The organism is Oleomonas cavernae (assembly GCF_003590945.1).
GTDB classification, from domain to species: Bacteria; Pseudomonadota; Alphaproteobacteria; order Zavarziniales; family Zavarziniaceae; genus Zavarzinia; species Zavarzinia cavernae.
The window spans coordinates 125,431-148,502 of the sequence record NZ_QYUK01000016.1 but is presented as its reverse complement, the minus strand read 5'-3'; the positions used below and the strand labels follow the sequence as shown (position 1 = coordinate 148,502).

The window sequence follows — 23,072 nt, the reverse complement described above, 5'->3', positions numbered from 1 at the left end:
CAAGTCCTGGAACGCCATGGGCCGAGGCGACGAGGCGCCTCGCACGCCAACGCTCCGCTAGGTTTCTGCCCAGATGGGAGAGGCTGGCGTGATGCCCAAAGGGGCAGCGCCAGCCTCCATTACCGTTGTGGTTACGCTGTCGTCGAACCGATCAGGGGACCGCGAACACCGTCAGCTGACCGCCCAGGGCGGTATAGCTGTTCAGTGCCGCATAGCCACCGACCGCACCCAGGCCGGCGTTGGGGTCGGTGAGGCCGGCCGCCAGGCCGATACCCGCCCAGCCGCCGACGCCCGAGAGCACCGCCACATACTGCTTGCCCTTGTGGGTGTAGGTCATGACGTTGCCGATGATGCCGGACGGGGTCTTGAACTTGTAGAGTTCCTTGCCCGTCTTGGCGTCGACCGCCTTCAGGTAACCTTCGAGCGTGCCGTAGAAGACGACATCGCCGGCGGTTGCCAGGGCGCCCGACCAGACCGAGAACTGCTCGGGCAGCGACCAGACGATCTTGCCCTTGGTGGCATCCCAGGCGATGAAGTTACCCATGCCGCCATGGCTGTTGGGGGCGGGGTACATCGACAGGGTGGCGCCAACATAGGGCTGGCCCGGGGTATAGCTCACCTTGAACGGCTCGTAGTCCATGCAGACATGGTTGGTCGGCACGTAGAACAAGCCGGTACGCGGCGAGAAGGCGGAAGGCTGCTGGTCCTTGGTGCCGAGGGCGGCCGGGCAGATGCCCTTGGAGTTCACGTCCTCGCCATTCTGTTCGGTCGAGTACTGGGCCACGACCAGGGGGCGACCGTAGGTGGCGCTTTTCGGGTCCATGTCGATCTTGGAGGCCCAGTTCACCGCCGGATCGTACTTCTCGGCGACAAGCAGTTCGCCGGTCTTGCGGTCCAGGGTGTAGCCGAAGCCGTTACGATCGAAGTGGACGAGAAGGTTGCGATCCTTGCCGTCGATCTTCTGGTCGACCAGCACCATTTCGTTGATGCCGTCATAGTCCCATTCGTCGTGCGGGGTCATCTGATAGACCCACTTGGCGACCCCGGTATCGGCGTCACGGGCGAAGATGGTCATGGACCACTTGTTGTCACCCGGGCGCTGCTTCGGATTCCAGGTCGAAGGGTTGCCGGAGCCGTAGTAGACGAGGTTGGTGGCGGGGTCGTAGGAGTACCAGCCCCAGGTGCAGCCGCCGCCCGTCTTCCATTGATCGCCCTGCCAGGTCTTCAGGCTGGAGTCCGCGCCGACCGGCTTGCCGAGCGCGGTGGTCTTCACCGGGTCGAACAGGATCTGGTCGTCGGGGCCTTCGGAATAGGCACGCCACGCGAGCTTGCCCGTCTTCAGGTCGTAGGCGGTGACATGGCACTGGACGCCGAACTCGCCGCCGGAAATGCCGACGAGGACCTTGTCCTTGACCGGCATGACCGTTGCCGTGTTGGTGGCGCCGGCCTTCGGGTCGCCGTTGACGACCGACCAGACGACCTTGCCGGTCTTGGCATCGAGTGCCACCACCGTGGTATCGGCCTGGTGCAGGAACACCTTGCCGTCGGCATAGGCGAGGCCGCGGTTGACCGTATCGCAGCACATTACAGGAATGACGTTGGGATCCTGCTTGGGCTCGTACTTCCAGATGATCTTCCCGTCATCGTTCAGGTCCAGGGCGAAGACCGTGTTGGGGAAGGGGGAGTGGACATACATGATGTCCCCGACCACGATCGGCGCGCCTTCATGGCCACGCAGCACACCGGTCGAAAAGGTCCAGGCGACCTGGAGCTTGTTGACGTTGCCGGCGTTGATCTGGTCGAGCTTGGAGTAACGTGTGTTGGCATAGTCGCCGGTCTGCAGGACCCATTGGTTGGGGTCCTGGGTGAGCTTCTGTACCTCGTCGTTCGCGTTGGCGGCAGCGCCGAACAACAGCGAACATGCCAATCCTGTCCACAAGATGAGTTTTTTCATGAGCGTCCTCCGAGTGATTATGGGTCACGATGCCTTGGTCGACAGCGCGCCGGTTGGGCGGTGCTCTTAACGCCTTAATGTTACACTCTACTCTTCGACAGCGCGCACGGCTGGCGTATCGCCCGCCAAGAAGTCATGCGGCGACAGGCAGTCCTGCACGCTCTCGAACTGACGCTGTGATCCTCATCGCAGTGCCGTTGGAAGTCGAAGATGGACAAATTCTAATCGCGCGACGATCGCCGACGCAATACTGCAAGGGCCAAAGTCATCATTATTTTTAACTTATTAAGTTACGTTTATTATGCTGCGTTGCGCCAGGGGAAGCAATGCGCCGCACAACTGGATTGTGCCGCAGGCGCCGACAGTTGCTCGCACACTACTCCCATTCCAGCTCATGAAAAGCGCTAGTCGCGTTGCGCCCGTTAAATTCGTCGAAGAGCGTCCACTGCTCCCGCTCCGCCTGAGCGGCCTGGGCCGCGGCGTCGCGCATCGTCCGCCCCTGCGCGATCAGGCGTCGGATGTCGCCCGCCAACTGCTGGAGATAGCGCCGCGTTGGCACCGCTGCCTGCGGCCAGGGCATTGTCGCCGGGCCGTGGCCGGGGACGATGCGCCCGGCGGGTCTCGCGGCGATCGCCTCGAGCACGGACAGCCAGCCCCGGAGGCTGCCGTCGAGTGCCGGGACATGGCCCGAAAACACCAGATCGCCGAGAAACCAGGTGCCGGTCTTCTCGTCGAACACGGTGAGATCGGTGTTGCTGTGGGCGGTCGGCCAGGCCTCGAGGAGGATGGTGCGATCGCCGAGGTCGAGCGTCAGCCGGTCTGCCACCAGCAGATCGGGTGGTATCGCCTGGGTTCCAGCGAAGGCGGCGTCGCCGATCAGCCGGGCGGTCGCGGCGAGATAGCTTAGGCCCCGGTCGGCGAGGGCCTGGGGCAGGTTGGCGTGCCCGACAAAATGAGCGTCCAGGCCCAGAAAGGCGGCGTTGCCCAGGACGTGGTCGGGGTGGACATGGGTGTTGACGACATAGCGGACCGGGCGCTCGGTCTGCGCCCGGACCGCGGCCAGAAGGCGCTGGCCCACGGCATAGGAGCCGCCGGTGTCGATCACCGCGACCGCGTCGGCACCGACGATGAAGCCGAGGTTGCCGATCCCGTCGGCATTCTCAGGCGTCGCCAGTTCGTAGGGCGCGGCATAGACATAGATCCCGTCCGCAATCCGGGTCATCGGCAGGGGGGCTACATCGCCCGCCCTGGCGGCGGCCGCGACGAGCCAGATGACAATAACCAGGAGCGCCCGCGGCATGCCCGCCTCCCTCCCTTGCGCGGTCACGTCATGACGGTTTGAAAGCTTGCGGCAAGCTTGTGGTGCTGCTGTTCGATCCAGGGCCCGGTGCGGACCAGCCTGGGCGCGTCCAGCACGACCTCGCCCAGGACATGGGCCGGGCGCGGGCTCAGCAGCACCAGGCGATCGGCGAGCCACAGCGCCTCGCGAATATTGTGCGTCACCATCAGCACGCTCATGCCGTGGTCTTGCGCGGCGGCGAGCACCAATGCGCGCAGTTCGCCCGCCGCCCGGTCGTCGAGCGAGACGAAGGGCTCGTCCAGGACCAGCAGCGGCGGATCGTCGGCCAGGGCCCGGGCCAGCGACACCCGACGGGCGAGGCCCAGCGACAAGGCGCCGGGATAGCGGGCCCGCCACGCGACAAGCCCGAAATCCGCCAGCAGATGATCGAGATTGCGCTGCCGCCGGCCGGCCGGCAGGGCGAGGCGGATGTTCTGCTCGACCGTGCGCCAGGGCAGCAGGCGCGGCTCCTGGAAGGCCACGCCGATGGCCAGGTCACGGGGGTCCGGCGTCACCTGGCCCTCGAAGTCGCGGTCGAGCCCCAGCAGGATGCGCAGGGTGGTCGTCTTGCCGCAGCCCGAGGGGCCGATCAGGCAGACGAACTCGCCCGGGGCGATGGTCAGGGACAGGTTCCCCACCGCTTCCACCGTGCCGCCGGGCCCGTGGTAGCACTTGCGCGTGATCCGCGCCTCAAGCAGGGGAGGGCCGCCAACGTCGGGCATGGGACTCGAGGGGCTGGAGGACGACGAATTCGGCGGCCAGCATGACGATGATGAAGGCCAGGGCATAGCCGAGCACGCCGCGCACGTCGAAGAGCTGGAAGTGGACCGAGATGGCGTAACCAACCCCGTCCGAACGCCCCAGCAGTTCGACCACCAGCACGATCTTCCACACCAGCGCCAGGCCCGAGCGCGCAGCCGCGGCCAGGTAGGGGGTCAGTTGGGGCATCAGGACATGGCGCAACCAGGTTGCGCTCGAAAAGCGATAGGCCCGGCTCATCTCGTCGAGCTCGCGATCGATGGAGCGGGTGCCCTCGCGCAGGATGACGATGACGTTGGGGATCTTGTTCAGCGCCACCGCGGTGATCGCCGCCGCCTCGGTCAGGCCCAGCCAGATGTAGCACAGGATGGCGATCACCAGCGCCGGCAGGTTCAGCAGGACCAGCAGCCAGGTGTCGAAAACCGCGTTCACGCGCTGCCACAGGCCAAGGGCAATGCCCGCCGCGGTGCCGATCGCCATGGCGATGGTGAAGGACGCGGCCACGCGCCACAGCGTCAGTCCCAGGTTGGACATCAGGTCGCCGTGCAGGGCCTCCTCGATCATGAAGCTGAAGACGGCGCCGGGTGAGGGCAACGACCGGCTTGCGGCAAGGTCGGCGGCAACCTGCCAAAGCACCAGCAGGGACAGCAGGGACAGGCCGCGCAGGGCGATGCCGGCGACCTTGACGCGCCCGTCCCGCCTCATGTCCCGGTCCAGTACAGCCCGTCGGGCAGGGTCTTGGCCGCGCCCACCAGCTTCTCGCCGCCCAGCTCGGCCAGGAGGGCATAGAGCTGGGCGGCGTCGGCCTGCTCGTCGCCGATGGCACGCCCGGGGATGCCTTCGACGAAGCGCCGTTTCAGGGTCTGGTAGGTTGCCTCGTCGTCAGCCTGCATCAGCGGGCGGAGGGCGGTCCAGGCCTCGTCCTGCGACGCCAGCACCTGCTTGGCTTGGCGCGAGGCGGCGGCAAAGGCGCGGATGGCGTCCGGCCGGCCGGCGACGACGCGCTCGGCGAAGGCATAGCCGATGAAGGCGATAGGGCCGGCAATGCCGAACGACCGGGTGATCTCGTCGGCCCCGATGATCCGCCGGTAGCCCTTCGCCTCGAGCCGGGCGCAGAAGTTCCAGTAGAGGAGGGCCGCGTCCAACTCGCCATCCTCGAGCTTCTGGCTCAGCAGGGGCGGCGCGCCGAAAGCCGGCCGTGCCGCCCGGGCCAGATCGAGATCGGCCTTCCGGCGGGCATAGGCCTGCAGCAGCAGCCAGTTCTTGTCCAGCGCCCCGCCCGCGACGCCCACCGCCTTGGCCGCGAGATCGGCCACGCCTGCAATGGCCGAGGCCGGCGGCACCATCAAGGCGCCCTCCGTGGCCGAGAAGGGCAGGAAGACCAGGTTGCGGCCTTCGGCCCGCATCCGCGCGGCCCACAGCAGGTCGGTCACGATGACGTCGACGCCGCCGCCCAGGAAGGCGATCCGGGCGGCATCGTTGGAGGCCAGCCTGGTCGCGGTAACTTGCACCCCGGCCGCCGTGTCCAGGCCGAGGCGGCGGATGGTCTCGATTTCCCAGCCGACGGTGCCGAATTCGAGAACGCCGACGTTCAGCGGCGGATGCTGGCCGGCGTGCAGCGCGCGCGGTATCGCCAAGGCGGCGCCCGCCAGCAGCAGGAGGCTGCGCCGTGTCGGTTTCGCGGCTTCGCGTTGCATGGTCATGCCCGCTTCGCCATGGATGCGTCCATCCGTCGCGGCAGGGCCCGCGACCTTGCGCAGGGGCCTTGGCGGCAGCGGCATGGCGGGGTCCGATGACGGCGAGACGACACTCCGCGGCGCTCCCTTGCGCAAATTTATTTTAATCTATTCTTGACGGGGAGTGTGATCAGCATTCTTCATACTGTCTATTGCTTTTTTTGGGCGCTGTCGCCATGGGCAGTCGTCGGTCAAGCACAAACACAGAAGCCGGAAGATGGGAAAGAAATCTTTTGGCTAATTCGATGGTTAGAATCTCGGGAGGTTAGAAAAAATGCGGCCTATACTTGCAGCACTGCTGGCACTGGTGATCGTCCCCTCGGCGGCCTTTGCCGAAGACGCCGCCCTCGGGGAGAAAGTATTCGTCAAGTGCAAGGTATGTCACCAATTGGGCGAAACCGCGAAAAATGGCGTCGGTCCGACATTGAACGGAGTGGTCGGGCGTAAATCTGCGTCGGTCGATGGGTTTAATTATTCCGCAGCGATGAAGAACTCGGGTCTAACCTGGACCGAGGATCAACTCTCAGAATATCTTAAGAATCCTAAACTGAAGGTGCCGGGCAACAAAATGGCCTTTGTCGGCCTGCCAAAACCGGAAGACATCGTCAACGTCATCGCCTACCTTAAGTCATTCACCGCAGACGGTAAGAAGACGCAATGACCAACCGTCCCATCGACTAACTGGGGTTCCGCGCCCGGCGGCCGGAACGGCCGCTGTGCTAAGGAGTACCCAATGGCGTCCTTCGTGGCGATTGTGTTGGTTTGCCTCAAGCCGGTATCACCGGAGGCCTGTGACGAGAAGACAGCGGTCGATTACATGTCGACCACTGTCTCATCGGAATTGCATTGCACCATGGGCTGGCAGGAAGCCATTGCCGGCACCACCCTGCGCCAGGGCATCGGCGAGACGACCTACCTGAAAACGATCTGCCGACCCGTGCGGGCGCGGGCGCAGGCGACGACCGTGGACTGATCGCCGGTCAGTCGCGGAAGGCGCGGTCGAGGTTGCGCGCCTGATCGATGCCGACCGCCTGGTCGAGGCCGACCAGGCCGCGGAGCTTCGTCGACGTTACATCGGCGTCATGGAAATCGGCACCTGCCACCATGGCGCCGGTCAGGTCGGCGCCGCCGAGCATGGCGCCGTGAAGATCGGCCCGGCGCAGATCGGCCCCGCGCAGATCGGCGAATTCCAGATCGACCCGGGACAGGTCAGCGCCCGACAGGTTCGCCGCTTCGAGGTCGGCGGATTTCAGGACGGCGCGCATCAGGCCCATGGACTGGTTGCGCATGTCGGCACCCAGCCTGGCGCCCTGCAGGATCGTGCCGCGCAGGCTGGCACCGGACAGGTCGCCGGCGACCCTGGCACCGGAGAGGTCGGCACCGTCGAACACGGCGCCGATCGCCTGGCTGCCGAACAGGCTGGCGCCTCGCAGATCGGCCCGCGAGAAATCGGCCTTCAGCGCCCAGGCCTGGTCCAGCACGGCCCCCGCCATGTTGGCCCCGACCAGCCTGGTGCCGTTCAGGATGGCGGTACGCAGATTGGCGTTGGTGAAATCCAGGCCCGACAGGTCGAGGCCCGACAGCCGCCGGCCTGACAGATCGGCCCCGGCGGGGCCGGCGGCGGCCAGCAGGCGTTCGACGTCGGCGCGCGTCATTTCCGCCTGCGTCATCGCCGGCGAGGTCAGGTCGAGATGGCGCATCATGTCCTGGGCCCGGCCGGGCGAGGCCGGCGCGTACAGGGCGATGGCAAGGACGGTGATGAGGAGACGGCGATAGGCGCGTCCCTCGGCCGTGGCGGTCATTTTCGACTCTCCTTGCGACGGGGCTGCCGCGACGATAGCACACCCCGCCCATGGGCAAGTCTAAGGATGCGACGGCTGTTCGGCAGCCTGGCGAAGCGCCTGGATGTTCTGCTGATAGGCCTGGGCCGTGCCGCGGAACAGGGCCGAGCCGGCGACCAGGGTATCGGCACCGGCCTGGACCACGGCGGCGGCGGTCTCGTTGTTGACGCCGCCATCGACCTCGAGGCGGATCGGCCGGTCGCCGATCATGGCCCGCAACTGGCGTATCTTGGCCAGTTGCGCGGCGATGAAGCGCTGGCCGCCGAAGCCGGGGTTGACGGTCATGACCAGCACCAGATCGACCCGGTCCAGGACATGGGCCACCGCCTCGGCCGGGGTGGCGGGGCACAGCGCCACGCCGGCCTTGCGGTCCAGGCCGCGAATGGCCTGCAACGTCCGGTCGAGGTGCGGCCCGGCCTCGGCATGGACGGTGATGAGATCGGCGCCGGCCTTGGCAAAGGCCTCCAGGTGCAGGTCGACCGGGGCGACCATCAGGTGGACGTCGAACAGGTGGTTGCTGTGGGGGCGCATGCAGCGCACCAGGTCCGGGCCGAAGGTCAGGTTGGGCACGAAATGCCCGTCCATCACGTCGACATGGATCCAGTCGGCACCGGCCGCCGTCATCGCGGCGACCTCTTCCCCTAAGCGGGCGAAATCGGCCGACAGGATCGAGGGGGCAATGACCAGCGATTCAGCCATGGGGGCCCTCCGCCTTGGCAAGGAAGACCCGGCTGGCCTGGATATCCTCGGCCTCAATGGTCATCAGGTCGGTGGCGGTGAGATCGCGGCGCTGCTGGGCGAACAGGCGGGTGGCCTGGCGCAGGCGCGCGCGATCGAGGGCATTGCGCAGCGAGCGGGCGTTGGCGAAATGCGGCTGGGCGCGGCGCAGGGCAATGTAGCGCGCCAGGGCGGCCTTGGCGCCCTCGCTCAGGCGATAGTTCTGCTTGGCCAGCGTCAACTCGGCGATCGACATCAATTGCTGGTCGCCATAGTCGGGGAAATCGACATGGTGGGCGATGCGCGAGCGGAAGCCCGGATTGCTGGCAAAGAACCGGTCCATGCGGTCGGCGTAACCAGCCAGGATCACCACCAGGTCCTCGCGCTTGTTCTCCATGACCTGGAGCAGGATCTCGATCGATTCCTGGCCGTAGTCGCGCTCGTTCTCGGGCCGGTAGAGGTAGTAGGCCTCGTCGATGAACAGCACGCCGCCCATGGCCCGCTTCAGCACTTCCTTGGTCTTGGGCGCGGTGTGGCCGATGTACTGGCCGACCAGGTCGTCGCGCGTCACCGAGACCAGGTGGCCTTTGCGCACGAAGCCCAGCTTGTGCAGGATATCGGCCATGCGCATGGCCACCGTGGTCTTGCCGGTGCCGGGGTTGCCGGTGAAGGACATGTGCAAGGAGGGCGGCTCGGCCGCCAGGCCCAGGCGCTTGCGCACCCGCTCGACCACCAGCAGGGCGGCGATCTGGCGGATGCGCAGTTTCACCGGCTCGAGGCCGATCAACTCGGCGTCGAGCGTCTCGAGCACCTCGCGGGCGCCCGAGGCGTCGAGTTCGGCCGCCAGGTCGATCGTGGCCTCGATCGTTGTGGTCACGAGGCACCTGGCCGCTTGTCGGGCACGGTGGCATAGGCGATGCGGCGCCCGCCTTCCTCCCGGCGTTCGAGGTGGAAGCCGGTTTCCACTTCCGGCCGGTTCACGATGAACGAGATCCGCACCGATTCCCAGCCGTGGCTGGCATCGAAGCCGGTCAGGCGGATGTAACGGTCACCGTAGGCCTTGCGGCAGCTCTCCAGTTCCAGCATGACCCCCGCGGCATCGCGGATGTCGAACATCGGCTGGCCCCACATTTCCCAATAGGTGTTGCGGGGATGGGGCTCGTCGGTGAACTCCAGGCCGACGGCGTAGCCCTGGTCGATGCAGTACTGGACCTGCGAGCGGATCTGGGCGTCGCTCAGGTCGGGCAGGAAGGAGAAGCAGCCTTGGGTGATGCGCATTGTGGTGTCTCCCCTTACATCGCGACGCTGGCGGTCGGCACGAAGTCCGGCGCGTCGGTCGAGGTGTAGTTGAACGTGACGTTCTTCCAGGTATCCAGCGCCTGCTGCAGCGGCGTGCAATGCCGGGCCGCGGCCACCAGGATGTCCGGCCCTTCGGCCATGATGTCACGGCCCTCGTTACGGGCCATGATCATGGCCTCCAGCGCCACCCGGTTGGCGGTGGCACCGGCGGCGATGCCCATCGGATGGCCGATGGTGCCGCCGCCGAACTGCAAGACCACGTCCTCGCCCAGCAGGTGGATGAGCTGGTGCATCTGGCCGGCATGAATGCCGCCCGAGGCGACCGGCATCAGCTTGCCCAGGCTGGCCCAGCTCTGGTCGAAGAACAGGCCGTTCTCCAGGCGCATCGGGTTGAAGTCCTCGCGGCAGATGTCGTAGTAGCCGCGCGTGGTGTAGGGGTCGCCTTCCAGCTTGCCCACCACCGTGCCGGCGTGGATGTGATCGACCCCGGCCAGGCGCATCCACTTGGCAATGACGCGGAACGAGACACCGTGCGCCTTCTGGCGGGTGTAGGTGGAGTGGCCGGCACGGTGCAGGTGCAGGATCATGTCGTTGCGCCGCGACCACTTGGCCATCGATTGGATCGCCGTGTAGCCGATCACCAGGTCGATCATGATCACGACCGAGCCCAGCTCCTTGGCGAACTCGGCGCGCTCGTACATGTCCTCCATGGTGGCGGCGGTGACATTGAGATAGGTGCCCTTGATCTCGCCGCTCACGGCCTGGGCCTTGTTCACCGCCTCCATGCAATAGAGGAAGCGCTCGCGCCAGTGCATGAAGGGCTGCGAGTTGATGTTCTCGTCGTCCTTGGTGAAGTCGAGGCCGCCTTTCAGCGCCTCGTAGACCACGCGGCCGTAGTTGCGCCCCGAAAGCCCCAGCTTGGGCTTCACCGTGGCGCCCAGCAGGGGGCGGCCGAACTTGTCCAGCCGCTCGCGCTCGACCACGATGCCCGTCGCCGGGCCCTGGAAGGTCTTCACATAGGCGACCGGCAGGCGCATGTCTTCCAGGCGCAGGGCCTTCAGCGGCTTGAAACCGAAGACGTTGCCGATGATCGAGGCCGAGAGGTTGGCGATCGAGCCCGATTCGAACAGGTCGAGATCGTAGGCGATATAGGCGAAGTATTGCCCCGGCGCATTGGGCACCGGATCGACCCGGTAGCACTTGGCGCGGTACTTTTCGCACGCCGTCAGGCGGTCGGTCCAGACGACAGTCCACGTTGCGGTCGAGGACTCCCCGGCCACCGCCGCCGAGGCCTCGATGGGATCGACGCCGTCCTGCGGCGTGACCCGGAACAAGGCGATGACGTCCGTGTCCTTGGGCTCGTAGTCGGGCTCCCAATAGCCCATTTTCCGGTATTCCATCACCCCGGCGCGGTAGCGGTTCGCGATCTCGGTCATCTTCTTCTCCTTAAGTCTTGCCGCTCAAACCGCGACGGGCAGGATGCTGCGGGGAACCAGGCTGCCGCTTTGGTAGCGGCGCGCCATGGCGGCCAGGGGCAGGGGCTTGATCCGGCTGGCCCGGCCGGCGGTGCCGAAAGCCTCGAAGCGGTTACGGCACAGGGCGCTCAGTGCATCCATCGAGGGTTTCAGGAATTTGCGCGGGTCGAATTCCGCCGGGTTCTGCGTCGCCACCCGGCGGAATTCCACCGCCATGGCGAGCCGGCAGTCGGTATCGATATTGACCTTGCGCACGCCGTATTGGATGCCGCGCTGGATCTCTTCGATCGGCACGCCCCAGGTCGCCGGCATCTTGCCGCCATAGCGGTTGAACAGCGCCTGCAGGTCTTCCGGCACGCTGGACGAGCCGTGCATGACCAGGTGCAGGTCGGGCAGGCGGGCGTTGATCGCCTGGACCACCGACATGGCCAGGATCTCGCCGTCGGGCTGGCGCGAGAACTTGTAGGCGCCGTGCGACGTGCCCATGGCGATGGCCAGGGCATCGACCCCGGTCGCCTCGACGAAGGCCACCGCCTGGTCGGGATCGGTCAGGAGCTGGTCGTGGCTCAAGGTCGCATCGGTGCCGTGGCCGTCCTCGGCCTCGCCCTTGCCGGTCTCCAGGCTGCCCAGCACGCCCAGCTCGCCCTCGACCGAGACCCCCAGCTTGTGCGCGAGGCTCGTCACCCGTGCGGTTACCGCGACGTTGTAGTCGTAGCTGGCCGGCGTCTTGGCGTCGGCCTCCAGCGAGCCGTCCATCATCACGCTGGTAAAGCCCATCTGCACGGCCGAGAAGCAGGTCGCCTCGTCATTGCCGTGGTCCTGATGCAGGCAGATCGGGATGCCGGGATACATCGCCTCGGCCGCCTCGACCATCTTGGCCAGCATGATGTCGCCGGCATAGGAGCGGGCGCCGCGCGAGGCCTGGACGATCACCGGGGCATCGACCGATTGGGCCGCCGCCATGATCGCCAGCAATTGCTCCATATTGTTGATGTTGAAGGCCGGCACGCCGTAGCTGAATTCGGCGGCGTGATCCAGCAGTTGCCGCAGGGTGATACGGGCCATGGCTCATGCTCCTTGGTGATCGGGGGACATCAGGGCTTCGATGCCCGGCAGGGCCTTGCCCTCCAGCCATTCGAGGAAGGCACCGCCCGCCGTCGAACAGAAGGAAAACGCGTGGGCGGCCCGGGCGTGGTTCAGCGCGGCCACGGTATCGCCGCCGCCCGCCACCGACAGCAGAGCCCCGGCCTGTGTCAGTCGCGCAACTTCGCGGGCGGCAGCGATGGTGCCCCGGTCGAAGGGTTCGAGTTCAAAAGCGCCCAGCGGCCCGTTCCAGACCACGGTCCGGGCGGCCGCCAGCAGGCCGGCGATGGCGGCCACCGATTTCGGGCCGACGTCGAGCAGCATGGCGTCGGCGGGCACGTCGTCGATATCGACCACCCGATGGTCGGCCAGGGCCTCGAATTTCCAGGCGGCGACGGCGTCGACGGGCAGCACGATGCGCGTCCCCGCGGCCGGCGCCCTGGCTAGGATTTCGCGCGCGACATCGGCCAGGTCACGCTCGGCCAGGCTTTTGCCGATGGCCTTGCCCTGGGCGTGCAGGAAGGTGTTGGCCATCCCGCCGCCGATCACCAGGACATCGACCTTGCCCACCAGGTTGCCCAGGACATCCAGCTTGCTGGAAACCTTGGCCCCGCCGATGACGGCCACGACCGGGCGCTGCGGGGCGCCCAGCGCCGCCTCCAGCGCGTCGAGTTCCGCCTTCATGGCAAGGCCCGCGGCGCAGGGCAGCAGGCCGGCCAGGCCGACAGTCGAGGCGTGAGCGCGATGGGCGCAGGAGAAGGCATCGTTCACATAGGCATCGCCCAGCGCGGCGAGCGCCCGGACAAAGGCCGGGTCGTTGCGTTCCTCGCCCGGATGGAAGCGGGTGTTCTCCAGGACCAGGACATCCCCCGGCGCGAGGGCAACAACCGCCTCGGCGGCATCGCTGCCGATGCAGTCGCCGGCGAAGCCCACGGGACGCTCCAGGACGGTTTCCAACGCGCTGGCCACCGGCAGCAGGGAAAGGCCCTGGTCGCGGCCGCTGGGCCGGCCGAAGTGGGACAGGACCACCACCCGCGCGCCCTTGGCGTTCAGCGCCCGGATGCTGGGGGTGATGGCATCGAGACGGGTGGCATCGGTAACCTTGCCGTTCCTGACGGGAACGTTGAGGTCGGCCCGCAGCAGGACCCGGCGGCCGGCGAGGTCGCCCAGGTCGTCGATGCCGGGAAACCGGCGGGCACGGGCGGCTGGTGCGATGGCGGGGGTGTGAAGCGTCATGGTCGCGCGCCCCGTCACGGCTGCTGGATCAGGCGGCGGGCCGCCGCGGCCACGGCCTCGGCAGTGATGCCGAATTCGCGGTACAGCGCATCGATCGGAGCCGAGGCGCCAAAGCCGGTCATGCCGATGAAGGTGCCGCCATCGCCCAGCCAGCGGGCCCAGTCACCCTCGACCGCAGCCTCGATGCCGATGCGCGGGGCCGTCCCCAGGACGCTGCGGCGATAGGCTTCCGGCTGTTCCCGGAACAATTCAAAACAGGGCGCCGACACCACCGCCGCGTGGTGACCTTCGGCTTCCAGCAGGCGGGCTGCCGCCAGGGCAACGCCCACCTCGGAACCCGTTGCGATCAAGGTGACATCGCGCGGCCCGGCCGTCTCGCGCACGACATAGGCCCCCAGGGCCGACAGGCCGGTGGCGGCCCGGTTCTCGTCCTGCCGGGGCAGGGCGGCCAGGCCCTGGCGGCTGAGGCACAGCACCGACGGCCGCCGGCGCTGCTCCAGGGCCAAGGCCCAGGCCTCCAGCGTCTCGACCGCATCGGCCGGGCGGAAGACCAGCAGGTTGGGCATGGCGCGCAGGCTGGCCAGGTGTTCGACCGGCTGATGGGTCGGGCCATCCTCGCCCAAGCCGATCGAGTCATGGGTCATGACCAGGACGATGCGCAGGCCCATCAGGGCGGCCAGCCGGATAGCCGGGCGGCAATAGTCGGAGAAGACCAGGAACGTCCCGCCATAGGGCACGAAGCCGCCGTGCAGGGCGAGACCGTTGAGGGCCGAGACCATGGCGTGTTCGCGGATGCCGAAATGGATGTAGGAACCGGCAAAGTTGCCGGCGGCGACGGGTGCCTGGTCCTTGCCCATGGTCAGGTTCGAATGGGTGAGGTCGGCCGAGCCGCCGACCAGGGTCGGCATCGCCGGGAGGAGCTGGATCAGCACCTGCTGCGATGCCTGCCGGCTCGCCAGGGTGGGGCGCCTGGACAGGAAATCCCGCCGGATCTCCGCCAAGGCCTGCCTTGCCGTCTCGGGCAGGTCGCCGGCCTGGCTTGCCAGGAAGGCGGTGTGCTGGGCGGGGGCCGCCGCGGCCAGGCGCTGGCGCCAGGCCCGGTGGGCGGCCTTGCCGCGCTGGGCCGCCAGGGCCCAGGCGTCGCGAATGGCTTGCGGCACGGTGAAGGGCGGTGCCGTCCAATCCAGCGCGGCGCGGGTCGCGGCGACTTCCGCCTCGCCCAGGGGGGCGCCATGGGTTCCGGCACTGCCGGCCTTGGTGGGCGCGCCGCGCCCGATGACCGTGCGGCAGGCGATGAGCGAGGGCCGGTCGGCGGCGCGGGCGATTTCGATCGCGGCCTCGATCGCTTCGAAATCGTGGCCGTCGATGCGCTGTACCGTCCAGCCGCTGGCGGCGAAGCGGCCGAGCTGGTCGTCCGAACAGGACAGCGAAACCGAGCCGTCGATCGAAATGCCGTTGTCGTCGAACAGCACGATCAGCTTGCCCAGCCGCAGGTGGCCGGCCAGCGAGATCGCCTCGTGGCTGATGCCCTCCATCAGGCAGCCGTCGCCGGCGATGACATAGGTATGGTGATCGACCAGATCGGTCCCGAAGCGTGCGGCGGCCATCGCCTCGGCCAGCGCCATGCCGACGGCGGTGGCGATGCCGGCCCCCAGCGGCCCCGTGGTGGTTTCGACGCCCGGCGTGTGGCCGTACTCGGGATGACCCGGCGTCAGCGCGTCCCATTGGCGGAAGCGGGCGAGTTCGGCCGCCGTCATGCCGGGGTAACCGGTCAGGTGCAGCAGGCCGTAGAGCAGCATCGAGCCGTGGCCGGCCGACAGCACGAAGCGGTCGCGGTCGGCCCAGTCGGGCGCGTCGGGATCGAAGTTGAGGAAGCGCTGAAACAGAACGGTGGCGACATCGGCCATGCCCATGGGCATGCCGGGGTGGCCGGATTTGGCCTTCTCGACCGCATCCATGGCCAGCACGCGCAAGGCATTGGCCATTTGCGGCAGGGTGGCGGCCGCGGCTGCCGCCGCCTGGGTGGGGGCCTGGCTGGTCCTGGTCATGCTGCCCTCTGCTTGCGCTGCATCAGCTGAAGGATCACCGGCGTCAGGATGAGCTGCATCGCCAGGTCGAGCTTGTTGCCCGGGATGACGATCGAATTGGCGCGCGACATGAAGCTGCCGTTCATCATCGCCAGCAGGTAGGGGAAATCGATGCCGCGCGGGCTCTTGAAGCGGATCACCACCATCGATTCATCGGGCGTCGGGATCCAGCGGGCCACGAACGGGTTGGACGTATCGACGGTCGGCACCCGCTGGAAATTGATGTCGGTCTGGGTGAACTGCGGGCAGATGTAACGGATATAGTCCGGCATCCGGCGCAGGATCGTGTCCGTCACCGCCTCGGTCGAGTAACCGCGTGCGGCGCGGTCACGGTGGATCTTCTGGATCCATTCCAGGTTGATCACCGGCACGACGCCGATCTTGAGATCGGCATGGCTGGCGAGGTCGATCCCGTCGTCGACCACCACCCCGTGCAGCCCCTCGTAGAACAGCAGGTCGCTGTCGTTGGGGAACGGGGCCCAATCGGTGAAGGTGCCGGGCGGCGCGCCGTACTGCGCTTCCTCGTTGGTGTCGTGCACATAGTGCCGGGTGCGGCCGGTGCCGTGCGCGCCATATTCGGCGAAGACGGTCTCGAGTTCCGCCAGCAGGTTGGCCTCGGGGCCGAAGTGGCTGAAGTGGGGATTGCCGGCCGCCGCCGCCGCCGCCATCTGCTTGCGCATGTCCAGCCGGTCGTAGCGATGAAAGGCATCGCCCTCGATCCAGGCGGCGGTGATGCCTTCGCGCCGGAAGATCTGTTCGAAGGTGTTGCGCACCGAGGTGGTGCCCGCGCCCGACGAACCGGTGACCGAGATGATGGGGTGCCTGGTCGACATCGCGGTTCCCCCTCAGGCCCGAAACAGGCTGCGGGTGCCAAACAGCGGCGATTCCTCGCCGCCCGCATAGGCATTGGTCTGGTAGTGCCCCAGGTGCAGCACCTCCTCGGCCGAGCCGAAGACGAGGGGGGTGCGCTGGTGCAGGCTGGTGGGCTCGATCTCCAGGATGCGCCGGACGCCGTCGGTGGCGCCCCCGCCGGCCTGCTCGATCAGGAAGGCGATGGGGTTGGCCTCGTAGATCAGGCGCAGGCGCCCCTCGTGGTAGCCGGGGCGGGCATCGCCGGGATAAAGATAGACCCCGCCGCGGACCAGGATGCGGAAGGCATCGGCCACCATCGAGGCGACCCAGCGGGTGTTGAAGTCGGTCCCCCGGGGGCCTTCGGCACCCTTGACCAGGTCGGCGACATAGCGCCGGATGCCATCGTCCCAATGGCGGGCGTTGGAGCTGTTGACCGCATATTCACGGCAGCGCGGCGGAATGGCGGCGCGGGCCTGGGTCAGGCTGAACTGGCCGGTGCGGGGGTCGAGCGTGAACAGGGCCGTGCCGTCGCCGACGGTCAGCATCAGGCCGGTCTGCGGACCGTAGATGATTACGCCGGCGGCAAGCTGCTGCGTGCCGCGCTGCAGCAAGGCCGCGGTCCCGCCGCCCGCCGGATAGATCGAGAAGATCGTGCCGACCGAGGCATTGGTATCGATGTTCGAGGAACCGTCCAGCGGATCGATCGCCACCACCAGCGGGGCATCGGCGTTCAGCAGTTCGGCCTCGTCCGCCTCCTCCGAGCCGACGAGGGCGACGGGGGCCGCGGCGAGGTGATCGATGACGATGGCATGGGCGCGGAAATCGAGTTCCTTCTGGCTGTCGCCGAAGCGGTCGTCGTGGCGCTTGGCCGCCATCGCGCCGGCGAGCGGGCCCAAGGCGATCAGGGATGCCAGTTGCTGGCCGGCGTCGGCGAGGGCGCCGATCGTCGCGGCCACGGCTTTTGCCAAGGGCGTCTCGCTCATCTCGTAAGCGCCCAGATATTGACCAAGGGTCATCGGCTGATGGGCCTGCACGTCGGGCATGGTGCTTCCTTTTTTGCGCTGCCGGGCCGGGCCGGCACACGCATCCCTGTCGCTTTATTTCCCGGTCGCTGGTTGATCGCGACCCGAGGCAAATTTCCGCTATTGAAGAAAGTTAGGGAATTTTTTAGTTTTTACTTAGGTCTTCAGATTTTCTGAATTCCGTGGAAATCTGCCGCGATGAGCCTGCTCAACGTCAGCCTGCGACAATTACGCGCGTTCCAGGCGGTGATCCGCACCGGGTCGGTCACACGGGCGGCCGGGGAACTGCATGTGACGCCGCCTGCGGTCACCATGCAGTTGCAGCAATTGCAGGAATTGGCCGGCCAGCCGCTGCTGGAGCGTCACGGCAATGAGACTGTCGCCACCGACGCCGGCCGCGAGATCCTGACCGCGGCGGAGCGGATCGAAGCGGCCATCGCCGATTGCTCGGCCATGCTGTCCAGTCTTGCGGGGGCGGAAAAGGGCACGGTCTCGATCGGCGTGGTCTCGACGGCCAAATACTTCGCGCCCCAGGCCCTGGCCGCCTTTCGCCGGCTTCACCCCGGCATCTCGCTGCGCCTCACCGTCGGCAACCGGGCCGAGATCCTGAAGGGCTTGCAGCATTTCGCCATCGATGTGGCGATCATGGGGCGGCCGCCGCTCGAACTCGATGTCGAGGCCGAGGTGATCGGGGATCATCCGCATCTCATCGTCGCCCCGCCCGACCACCCCCTGGCCGGCCAGCGCGACATTCCGGCCAGGCTGCTGGCCGAGGAAACCTTCCTGGTGCGCGAACCGGGCAGCGGCACCCGTGGCCTGATGGAGCGCTTCTTCGCCAAGATGCGCATTGATCCGCCGATCGCGATGCAGATCGACAGCAACGAGACGATCAAGCAGGCGGTCATCGCCTGCCTGGGCATCTCGTTCATTTCAGGTCACACGGTGGGGGCGGAATTGGCCGACGGGCGCATGGTGGCCCTGGATGTCAAGGGCCTGCCGATCGTGCGGCAATGGTATGTCGTCCATCTCGCCCAGCGCCGGCCAGTACCGGCCGTGCGCGCCATCATCGACTTCCTGCTCGAGCGCGGCGGCAGCTTCCTGCCCAGTATCGGCCAGGCGCCGCACGGCGCCTGATCGGTTGGCGTTACCGACCACAGCCATGGTCGTGAGGCGAGGGCATGGCTGTGATCGGGCGTTTCAGGGCCGGCCGGGAGGAGGCTTGGGCCCTGAAATCGGGCAAGGTCAGAAGAACAGGATCGCCCCCAGGGCGACGGCGTCTTCCTCGGCGCTGGCGCCGTCATGGGCGGTCGATTCCGTGTGGACGTACTCGCCCACCAGGGTTGCCCACTTGCGCAGGGAATAGCGGCCCTGGACGGCCATCGACTCGTTGCTCTCGACCAGCAGGGACGAGGCCTCGCCCTCGGCCAGGTCAAGGTAGCTGGCGCCGTAACTTGCCCCGATCATGAACTTGTCGAAGCTATAGGTCGCCTGGACCAGGAAACCCTCGGAATCGCGGGCCTCGCCGTTGGCCGCGACCGAGCCGATGAACAGGCCCGTCGTGCCCAGCCCCTTGCCGGTGTAGTAGTAGCCGAGCACGCTGGCCCCGCCGTAGCTGAGCTTGGCACCCAGGTCGATGCCATAGGCGGTGGTGTCGGCGCTGCCCGGCTCCCCCGGGACATCGATGTTGGCGGACAGTTCCTGGACCACGCCGCCGGCAAACAGCCGGGCCGCGAAATCGCCGTCCTTGTAGTCGTAGGTCACCTTGCCCTGGGCGCCGGGGGTTTCGTGGCCGGTCAGCGACGTGCCCAGGACAGGGACCGTGTCGAGCGGCTGGAACAGGCCGACCGTGGCCTTGAGGCCGCTGAAATCGGGCGTCGTATAGGTCAACTGGGGCATGAAGTCGGCATAGATGTAACCGGTACCGATGTGGCCCAGCGAGGTGTTCGACGGCCCCACGTTGCCGCCCGGCGCACCGACGCCCAGCAGCAGCATGTCGTTGAGGATCGCCTCGGAGCCGAACAGGCCGATATCCCGGCCGGCCTTGAATTCGCCGAAGGAGGGCGAGGCCACGGTCATGTAGACTTGGCGGAAGTCGATGCCAGAGGTGCCGAGCGCGGTGGGATTGCCGGCCGAATTGGCGCCGCCGACGTTGGAGACGCTGTTGATCCCGGGATAGAAGCCGAAGTGGCCGCCGTATTCGATGCCGTCCTGCAAGGTGGTGACATCGATCTTGAAGAATCCGGGCAGCAGGCCGTTGCGCACGGCCACCGAATCCTGCCGGCCGCCGACGGCGCCCAGCGCCACCGGCTGGTTGTCGTTGTCCTTGCTGCTGGAGACGAAGAAGGCATTGACCGAGCCCGACAGGGTGATGTCCACCGGCCCCACGGTCAGGCCGATGCCCTTCGACGGATCCTTGACCTTCACGTAGAGGCTGTCGTCCGCCGGGGCCGGTGCCGCCGCCGCGGTCGCCTCGGCCTGCTTGCTGCCCGATAGTTCACGATATTCCTGCTCGGTCAGAATGCCCTTGGCACGCAGCCGACGCAGCAGGTCCTCTGTCGCATCCGCGCGGGCAGCCCCCGCCGCCGTAACTGCCAAGATTGCTGTTGCACAAGTAAACCCGACCAGCCTGTTGATCCCCGACATGGTGTCCCTCCAAATGATCTCATGGACTGGACTCGGGGCGATCATTTCCGGCTCGACACCGACAACCACCGACCAAAAACCCAGCGGGTCGCAGCATCGGTATCGGGCGCCTCGATTTAAATTCTACTTGCTGCGTAATACGATCGACGAAGGCTGCTTCTAATACTTTGGTGGCGGACAATATACTTTGGGGGCATGCGGTCTAACCGTTTTGGGGGCAAGCGGTCTCGGGTGCATCGTCGCCCAGCGTGTCGAGTGGTGTCACCTGATGGAGAAAGCCGTCCTCGGGCGCGACCGACACCAGGACACGAGGGGTCGCCAGCAGAACCGGCTGGCGCATCTGACGATCCCAGGGGCGGAACGAGACTGGTGTCCCCTTGAACGCCGCCATGGCAAAGCCCGGGTCGAGCAGGGCGGCACGGACCCCGGCGGCGTCGGCCGATCCGGCCTTGGTGACAGCCTCGGCAATGGCACGCAGGGCCAGCCAGTTGGCGTAGTCGCGCGCCGTCATCGGCCGCCCGGCCTGTTTCTCGAAGCGGCGCTGCAACTGGGTGGCGCCCCATTGCTCGTTGGCCCTGCTCCAGGCGACGGGTACCAGGCCGTGGGTGCCGGCGACCGGGCGGGCCAGGACCGTCCGATAAGGCAGATACTCGCCGAAGTCATCGGCTTCGTCGGCCACGATCAGGACATCGTAGTCGTCGGCCCTGGTCAGCGGGCGGATCTCCTCGCGCGCATTGCTCACCCCGCTGTCGGTGCGGCGGTGGCCGACCTCGTAGGTCCAGGGCTTCTCGAGCACGATCTCGGCACCGAAACGGGCAGCACTGCGCCTGACGGCATCGGCAAGGGCGTGATCCGCCTCGCCGGGGCCCACCACCAGAAACCAGCGCTTCCAGTCCTGGCGTACCAGATACTGGGCCAGGGCATCGGCCCGCATGGCCCGGCTGATCATGGTGTGGAACAGATTGGCACGGCAGCCATCGCGGCGCAGGCGGTCGTCGGTGGTGCGGGCGTTGAAGACCAGGGCCTGGTCGGCACCGGGCAGGGCCAGTAACGCCTCGAGATCGGCGGTCTCGACGTCGGCGACGATCAGGCGCCCCGGGCCGGCGATGGCCTGGGCAAGGTCGGGCGCCCCGGCCACGGGGGCGTCGCGCGGAATGGTGATCTCGCGCAGGCGATAGGCCTGCCCCCGGAAGCGGCCGCCGGCATTGTCGTCGGCCAGGCCCAGGCGGGCGCCCTGCAGTCCTTCGCCTTGCGGCACCGGTTCCGTGAACGAAAACGGCGTGGCCGGCGGCTCGTCGCGGGTCACATGGACGATCTCGATCTCGATGCCGGGGCCGGCCACGGCCGGCCCCGCCACGACGAGCATCAGTGCCACAAGATATCGGAACATCGTCGTCGCTTTCGCCTACCGCGTGCCGGCCAGGAAGCCGGCCGGGGAATCACTGCTCAGGCCCCCGCCGGCCTGGCCCGGCCCAGGATGCCCCGCTGTGGATCATAGGCCAGGCGGGCCAGCACGAAACCGGCCAGCGCCGTGCCCAGCACCACGGCCAGCGCCAGGGGCGCCAGCCTGCCATGGGCGGCGAAGCGCACCAGTTCGACCGCGTAGGTGAAGGGGTTGGCCAGGCACAGGTAATAGACCGGCGCGGCGGCGGCCTCGTGGATCTTCCACAGCGGGTAGAGGGCGCTGGAGAGGAAGAACATCGGGAAAATGACGAAGTTCATCGCCCCGGCGAAATTCTCGAGCTGGCGGATGGTCGCGGACAGCAACAGCCCGATCGCCCCCAGCATCAGCGCGGTCGCGCCCAGGGCGGGCAGGATCGTCAGGTATCCCAGGGCCGGCAGGCGCACGCCCGCCAGGGCGGCGATCCCCAGGAAGGCATAGACCTGGACCAGGGACAGCGCCGCGCCGGCCAACAGCTTCGCCAGGAGCAGCCACCAGCGCGGCAGCGGTGCCGTCAGCAGCAGCCGGATCATGCCCATCTCGCGGTCATAGACCAGGGACAGGGACGACTGCATGCCGTTGAACAGCAGCACCATGCACGCCAGCCCCGGCACGACATAGATCTGATAGGTTACATAACTCTGATAGGGCGGGATGATCGCGACGCCGAAGACGTTCTGGAACCCGGCCGCGAACACCATCAGCCACAGCAAGGGCCGGACCAGGGCCGAGGCGAGGCGGCTGCGCTGTTCGACGAAGCGCCGCAACTCGCGGCGCTGGATGGCGCCGGCCGCCGCCATCATGTGGCCGATGCCGCTCATGAGGCCGCCGCGCCGGTCAGGGCCAGGAAGGCGTCGGTCAGGCTGTTGCCGCCGTGAGCGGCGATGATCGCCGCCGGGATTCCCTCGGCCACGATCGCGCCGCGGTCGAGGATCACCACCCTGTCGGCGGTGGCCACCTCGTCCACCAGGTGCGTGGCCCACAGCACACCGCAACCCGTCAGGCGGCGCAGGCGATCGACTTCCGCGCGCAGCGACCGGCGGCTGGCGGGATCCAGCGCATCGGTCGGCTCGTCGAGCAGCAGCAGGGACGGCCCGCCGATCAAGGCCCGCGCCAGTTCTGCGCGCCGGCGCAGGCCGCCGCTCAACTCCCGAGCCCGCGACGCGGCACGATCGGCGAGGCCCAGCCGTTCCAGGCTGGTCTCGACCGCGCCGGCCCGCTCACGGCGGGGCACCCCGCGCAGGGCGGCATAGTAGGCGAGGTTCTCGGCGACCGTCAGGTCGAGGTCCAGGGTCGCTTCCTGAAACACGATCCCCAGGCTGGCAAGCGCCGCGGCCGGTGCGCGCGAGACATCGTGGCCGGCCGCCATGACCCGGCCGCCATCGGCCGGCACCAGGCCCTCGATGATGCGGAACAGGGTGGTCTTGCCCGCGCCGTTGGGCCCCAGCAGGGCCACGATCTCGCCGCGCCCGACGGTCAGGCTGACCTCTGCCAGGGCGTCTCGCGCGCCGTAGCGCTTTGCCACCCGGTCGACCGTCAGCACGGGCATCGGGTTGCGGCGCGCGGTCAGCGAGACGAGATCGCCCAC

The 23,072-nt window shown here is 67.5% G+C and carries 22 protein-coding genes; 3 read left to right on the top strand and 19 right to left on the bottom strand.

What is annotated here, in order from left to right; all coding sequences use genetic code 11:
• Nucleotides 1-151 precede the first annotated feature (151 nt).
• From xoxF5 to D3874_RS25910, 5 genes are all read right to left on the bottom strand, one after another.
• The gene (gene xoxF5, locus D3874_RS25930; protein WP_119782620.1) at nucleotides 152-1,954 is read right to left on the bottom strand and encodes a lanthanide-dependent methanol dehydrogenase XoxF5; all 1,803 of its coding nucleotides are present in this window, start codon (nucleotides 1,952-1,954) and stop codon (nucleotides 152-154) included.
• Nucleotides 1,955-2,330: 376 nt separating this feature from the next.
• Nucleotides 2,331-3,254 (bottom strand): quinoprotein relay system zinc metallohydrolase 2, encoded by a 924-nt coding sequence (locus D3874_RS25925; protein WP_119782619.1) that lies wholly within the window; start codon nucleotides 3,252-3,254, stop codon nucleotides 2,331-2,333.
• Nucleotides 3,255-3,277: 23 nt separating this feature from the next.
• The gene (locus D3874_RS25920; protein ID WP_119782618.1) at nucleotides 3,278-4,015 is read right to left on the bottom strand and encodes an ABC transporter ATP-binding protein; all 738 of its coding nucleotides are present in this window, start codon (nucleotides 4,013-4,015) and stop codon (nucleotides 3,278-3,280) included.
• On the bottom strand, nucleotides 3,984-4,757 hold the full coding sequence (locus D3874_RS25915) for an ABC transporter permease (RefSeq protein ID WP_119782617.1): 774 nt from the start codon (nucleotides 4,755-4,757) through the stop codon (nucleotides 3,984-3,986). The genes D3874_RS25920 and D3874_RS25915 overlap by 32 nt, the downstream gene beginning before the upstream one ends.
• Nucleotides 4,754-5,755, bottom strand: coding sequence for an ABC transporter substrate-binding protein (locus D3874_RS25910; protein WP_233560378.1), 1,002 nt, complete (start codon nucleotides 5,753-5,755; stop codon nucleotides 4,754-4,756). The genes D3874_RS25915 and D3874_RS25910 overlap by 4 nt, the downstream gene beginning before the upstream one ends.
• A gap of 307 nt (nucleotides 5,756-6,062) precedes the next feature.
• On the opposite strand from D3874_RS25910, the gene D3874_RS25905 reads away from it, so the two are divergent.
• On the top strand, nucleotides 6,063-6,449 hold the full coding sequence (locus D3874_RS25905; protein ID WP_119782616.1) for a c-type cytochrome: 387 nt from the start codon (nucleotides 6,063-6,065) through the stop codon (nucleotides 6,447-6,449).
• 72 nt (nucleotides 6,450-6,521) lie between these two features.
• The gene (locus D3874_RS28225; protein WP_147385871.1) at nucleotides 6,522-6,761 is read left to right on the top strand and encodes a hypothetical protein; all 240 of its coding nucleotides are present in this window, start codon (nucleotides 6,522-6,524) and stop codon (nucleotides 6,759-6,761) included.
• A 7-nt stretch (nucleotides 6,762-6,768) separates the two neighbouring features.
• On the opposite strand, the gene D3874_RS25900 is transcribed toward D3874_RS28225, so the two are convergent.
• The 10 genes from D3874_RS25900 to D3874_RS25855 are packed head-to-tail and all read right to left on the bottom strand — an operon-like array spanning nucleotide 6,769 to nucleotide 17,421.
• Nucleotides 6,769-7,590 (bottom strand): pentapeptide repeat-containing protein, encoded by an 822-nt coding sequence (locus D3874_RS25900; RefSeq protein WP_119782615.1) that lies wholly within the window; start codon nucleotides 7,588-7,590, stop codon nucleotides 6,769-6,771.
• Nucleotides 7,591-7,650: 60 nt separating this feature from the next.
• The gene (rpe, locus tag D3874_RS25895) at nucleotides 7,651-8,328 is read right to left on the bottom strand and encodes a ribulose-phosphate 3-epimerase (RefSeq protein ID WP_119782614.1); all 678 of its coding nucleotides are present in this window, start codon (nucleotides 8,326-8,328) and stop codon (nucleotides 7,651-7,653) included.
• On the bottom strand, nucleotides 8,321-9,223 hold the full coding sequence (cbbX, locus tag D3874_RS25890; protein WP_119782613.1) for a CbbX protein: 903 nt from the start codon (nucleotides 9,221-9,223) through the stop codon (nucleotides 8,321-8,323). Before cbbX ends, rpe begins: the two co-directional genes overlap by 8 nt.
• The gene (locus D3874_RS25885; protein ID WP_119782612.1) at nucleotides 9,220-9,624 is read right to left on the bottom strand and encodes a ribulose bisphosphate carboxylase small subunit; all 405 of its coding nucleotides are present in this window, start codon (nucleotides 9,622-9,624) and stop codon (nucleotides 9,220-9,222) included. The genes cbbX and D3874_RS25885 overlap by 4 nt, the downstream gene beginning before the upstream one ends.
• Nucleotides 9,625-9,638: 14 nt before the next feature.
• Nucleotides 9,639-11,081: a form I ribulose bisphosphate carboxylase large subunit gene (locus D3874_RS25880; protein ID WP_119782611.1), complete on the bottom strand. Its 1,443-nt coding sequence runs from the start codon at nucleotides 11,079-11,081 to the stop codon at nucleotides 9,639-9,641.
• A 24-nt stretch (nucleotides 11,082-11,105) separates the two neighbouring features.
• Nucleotides 11,106-12,185 (bottom strand): class II fructose-bisphosphate aldolase, encoded by a 1,080-nt coding sequence (gene fba, locus D3874_RS25875; RefSeq protein WP_119782610.1) that lies wholly within the window; start codon nucleotides 12,183-12,185, stop codon nucleotides 11,106-11,108.
• Nucleotides 12,186-12,188: 3 nt separating this feature from the next.
• A complete protein-coding gene (locus D3874_RS25870) occupies nucleotides 12,189-13,439 on the bottom strand; it encodes a phosphoglycerate kinase (RefSeq protein ID WP_119782609.1) in 1,251 nt (416 codons plus the stop codon).
• A gap of 14 nt (nucleotides 13,440-13,453) precedes the next feature.
• Complete coding sequence (tkt, locus tag D3874_RS25865; RefSeq protein WP_119782608.1) at nucleotides 13,454-15,487, bottom strand: transketolase; 2,034 nt, start codon at nucleotides 15,485-15,487, stop codon at nucleotides 13,454-13,456.
• Nucleotides 15,484-16,359 (bottom strand): phosphoribulokinase, encoded by an 876-nt coding sequence (locus D3874_RS25860; protein WP_119782607.1) that lies wholly within the window; start codon nucleotides 16,357-16,359, stop codon nucleotides 15,484-15,486. Before D3874_RS25860 ends, tkt begins: the two co-directional genes overlap by 4 nt.
• A 12-nt stretch (nucleotides 16,360-16,371) precedes the next feature.
• Entirely contained in the window at nucleotides 16,372-17,421 is a 1,050-nt protein-coding gene (locus D3874_RS25855; RefSeq protein WP_199699362.1) for a class 1 fructose-bisphosphatase, read from the bottom strand.
• 177 nt (nucleotides 17,422-17,598) lie between these two features.
• Between D3874_RS25855 and D3874_RS25850 the strand changes: the two genes are divergently transcribed.
• The gene (locus D3874_RS25850; protein WP_233560376.1) at nucleotides 17,599-18,534 is read left to right on the top strand and encodes a LysR family transcriptional regulator; all 936 of its coding nucleotides are present in this window, start codon (nucleotides 17,599-17,601) and stop codon (nucleotides 18,532-18,534) included.
• Nucleotides 18,535-18,642: 108 nt separating this feature from the next.
• On the opposite strand, the gene D3874_RS25845 is transcribed toward D3874_RS25850, so the two are convergent.
• The 4 genes from D3874_RS25845 to D3874_RS25830 all read right to left on the bottom strand — a co-directional run bounded on the left by D3874_RS25845 (nucleotide 18,643) and on the right by D3874_RS25830 (nucleotide 23,072).
• Nucleotides 18,643-19,995: a porin family protein gene (locus D3874_RS25845; protein ID WP_199699361.1), complete on the bottom strand. Its 1,353-nt coding sequence runs from the start codon at nucleotides 19,993-19,995 to the stop codon at nucleotides 18,643-18,645.
• A 250-nt stretch (nucleotides 19,996-20,245) separates the two neighbouring features.
• Nucleotides 20,246-21,433 carry an ABC transporter substrate-binding protein gene (locus D3874_RS25840; RefSeq protein ID WP_119782604.1) on the bottom strand — a complete coding sequence of 396 codons (1,188 nt, stop codon included), beginning with the start codon at nucleotides 21,431-21,433 and terminating at the stop codon, nucleotides 20,246-20,248.
• A 56-nt stretch (nucleotides 21,434-21,489) separates the two neighbouring features.
• The gene (locus D3874_RS25835) at nucleotides 21,490-22,305 is read right to left on the bottom strand and encodes an ABC transporter permease (protein WP_119782603.1); all 816 of its coding nucleotides are present in this window, start codon (nucleotides 22,303-22,305) and stop codon (nucleotides 21,490-21,492) included.
• On the bottom strand, nucleotides 22,302-23,072 hold the full coding sequence (locus D3874_RS25830) for an ATP-binding cassette domain-containing protein (protein WP_199699360.1): 771 nt from the start codon (nucleotides 23,070-23,072) through the stop codon (nucleotides 22,302-22,304). The genes D3874_RS25835 and D3874_RS25830 overlap by 4 nt, the downstream gene beginning before the upstream one ends.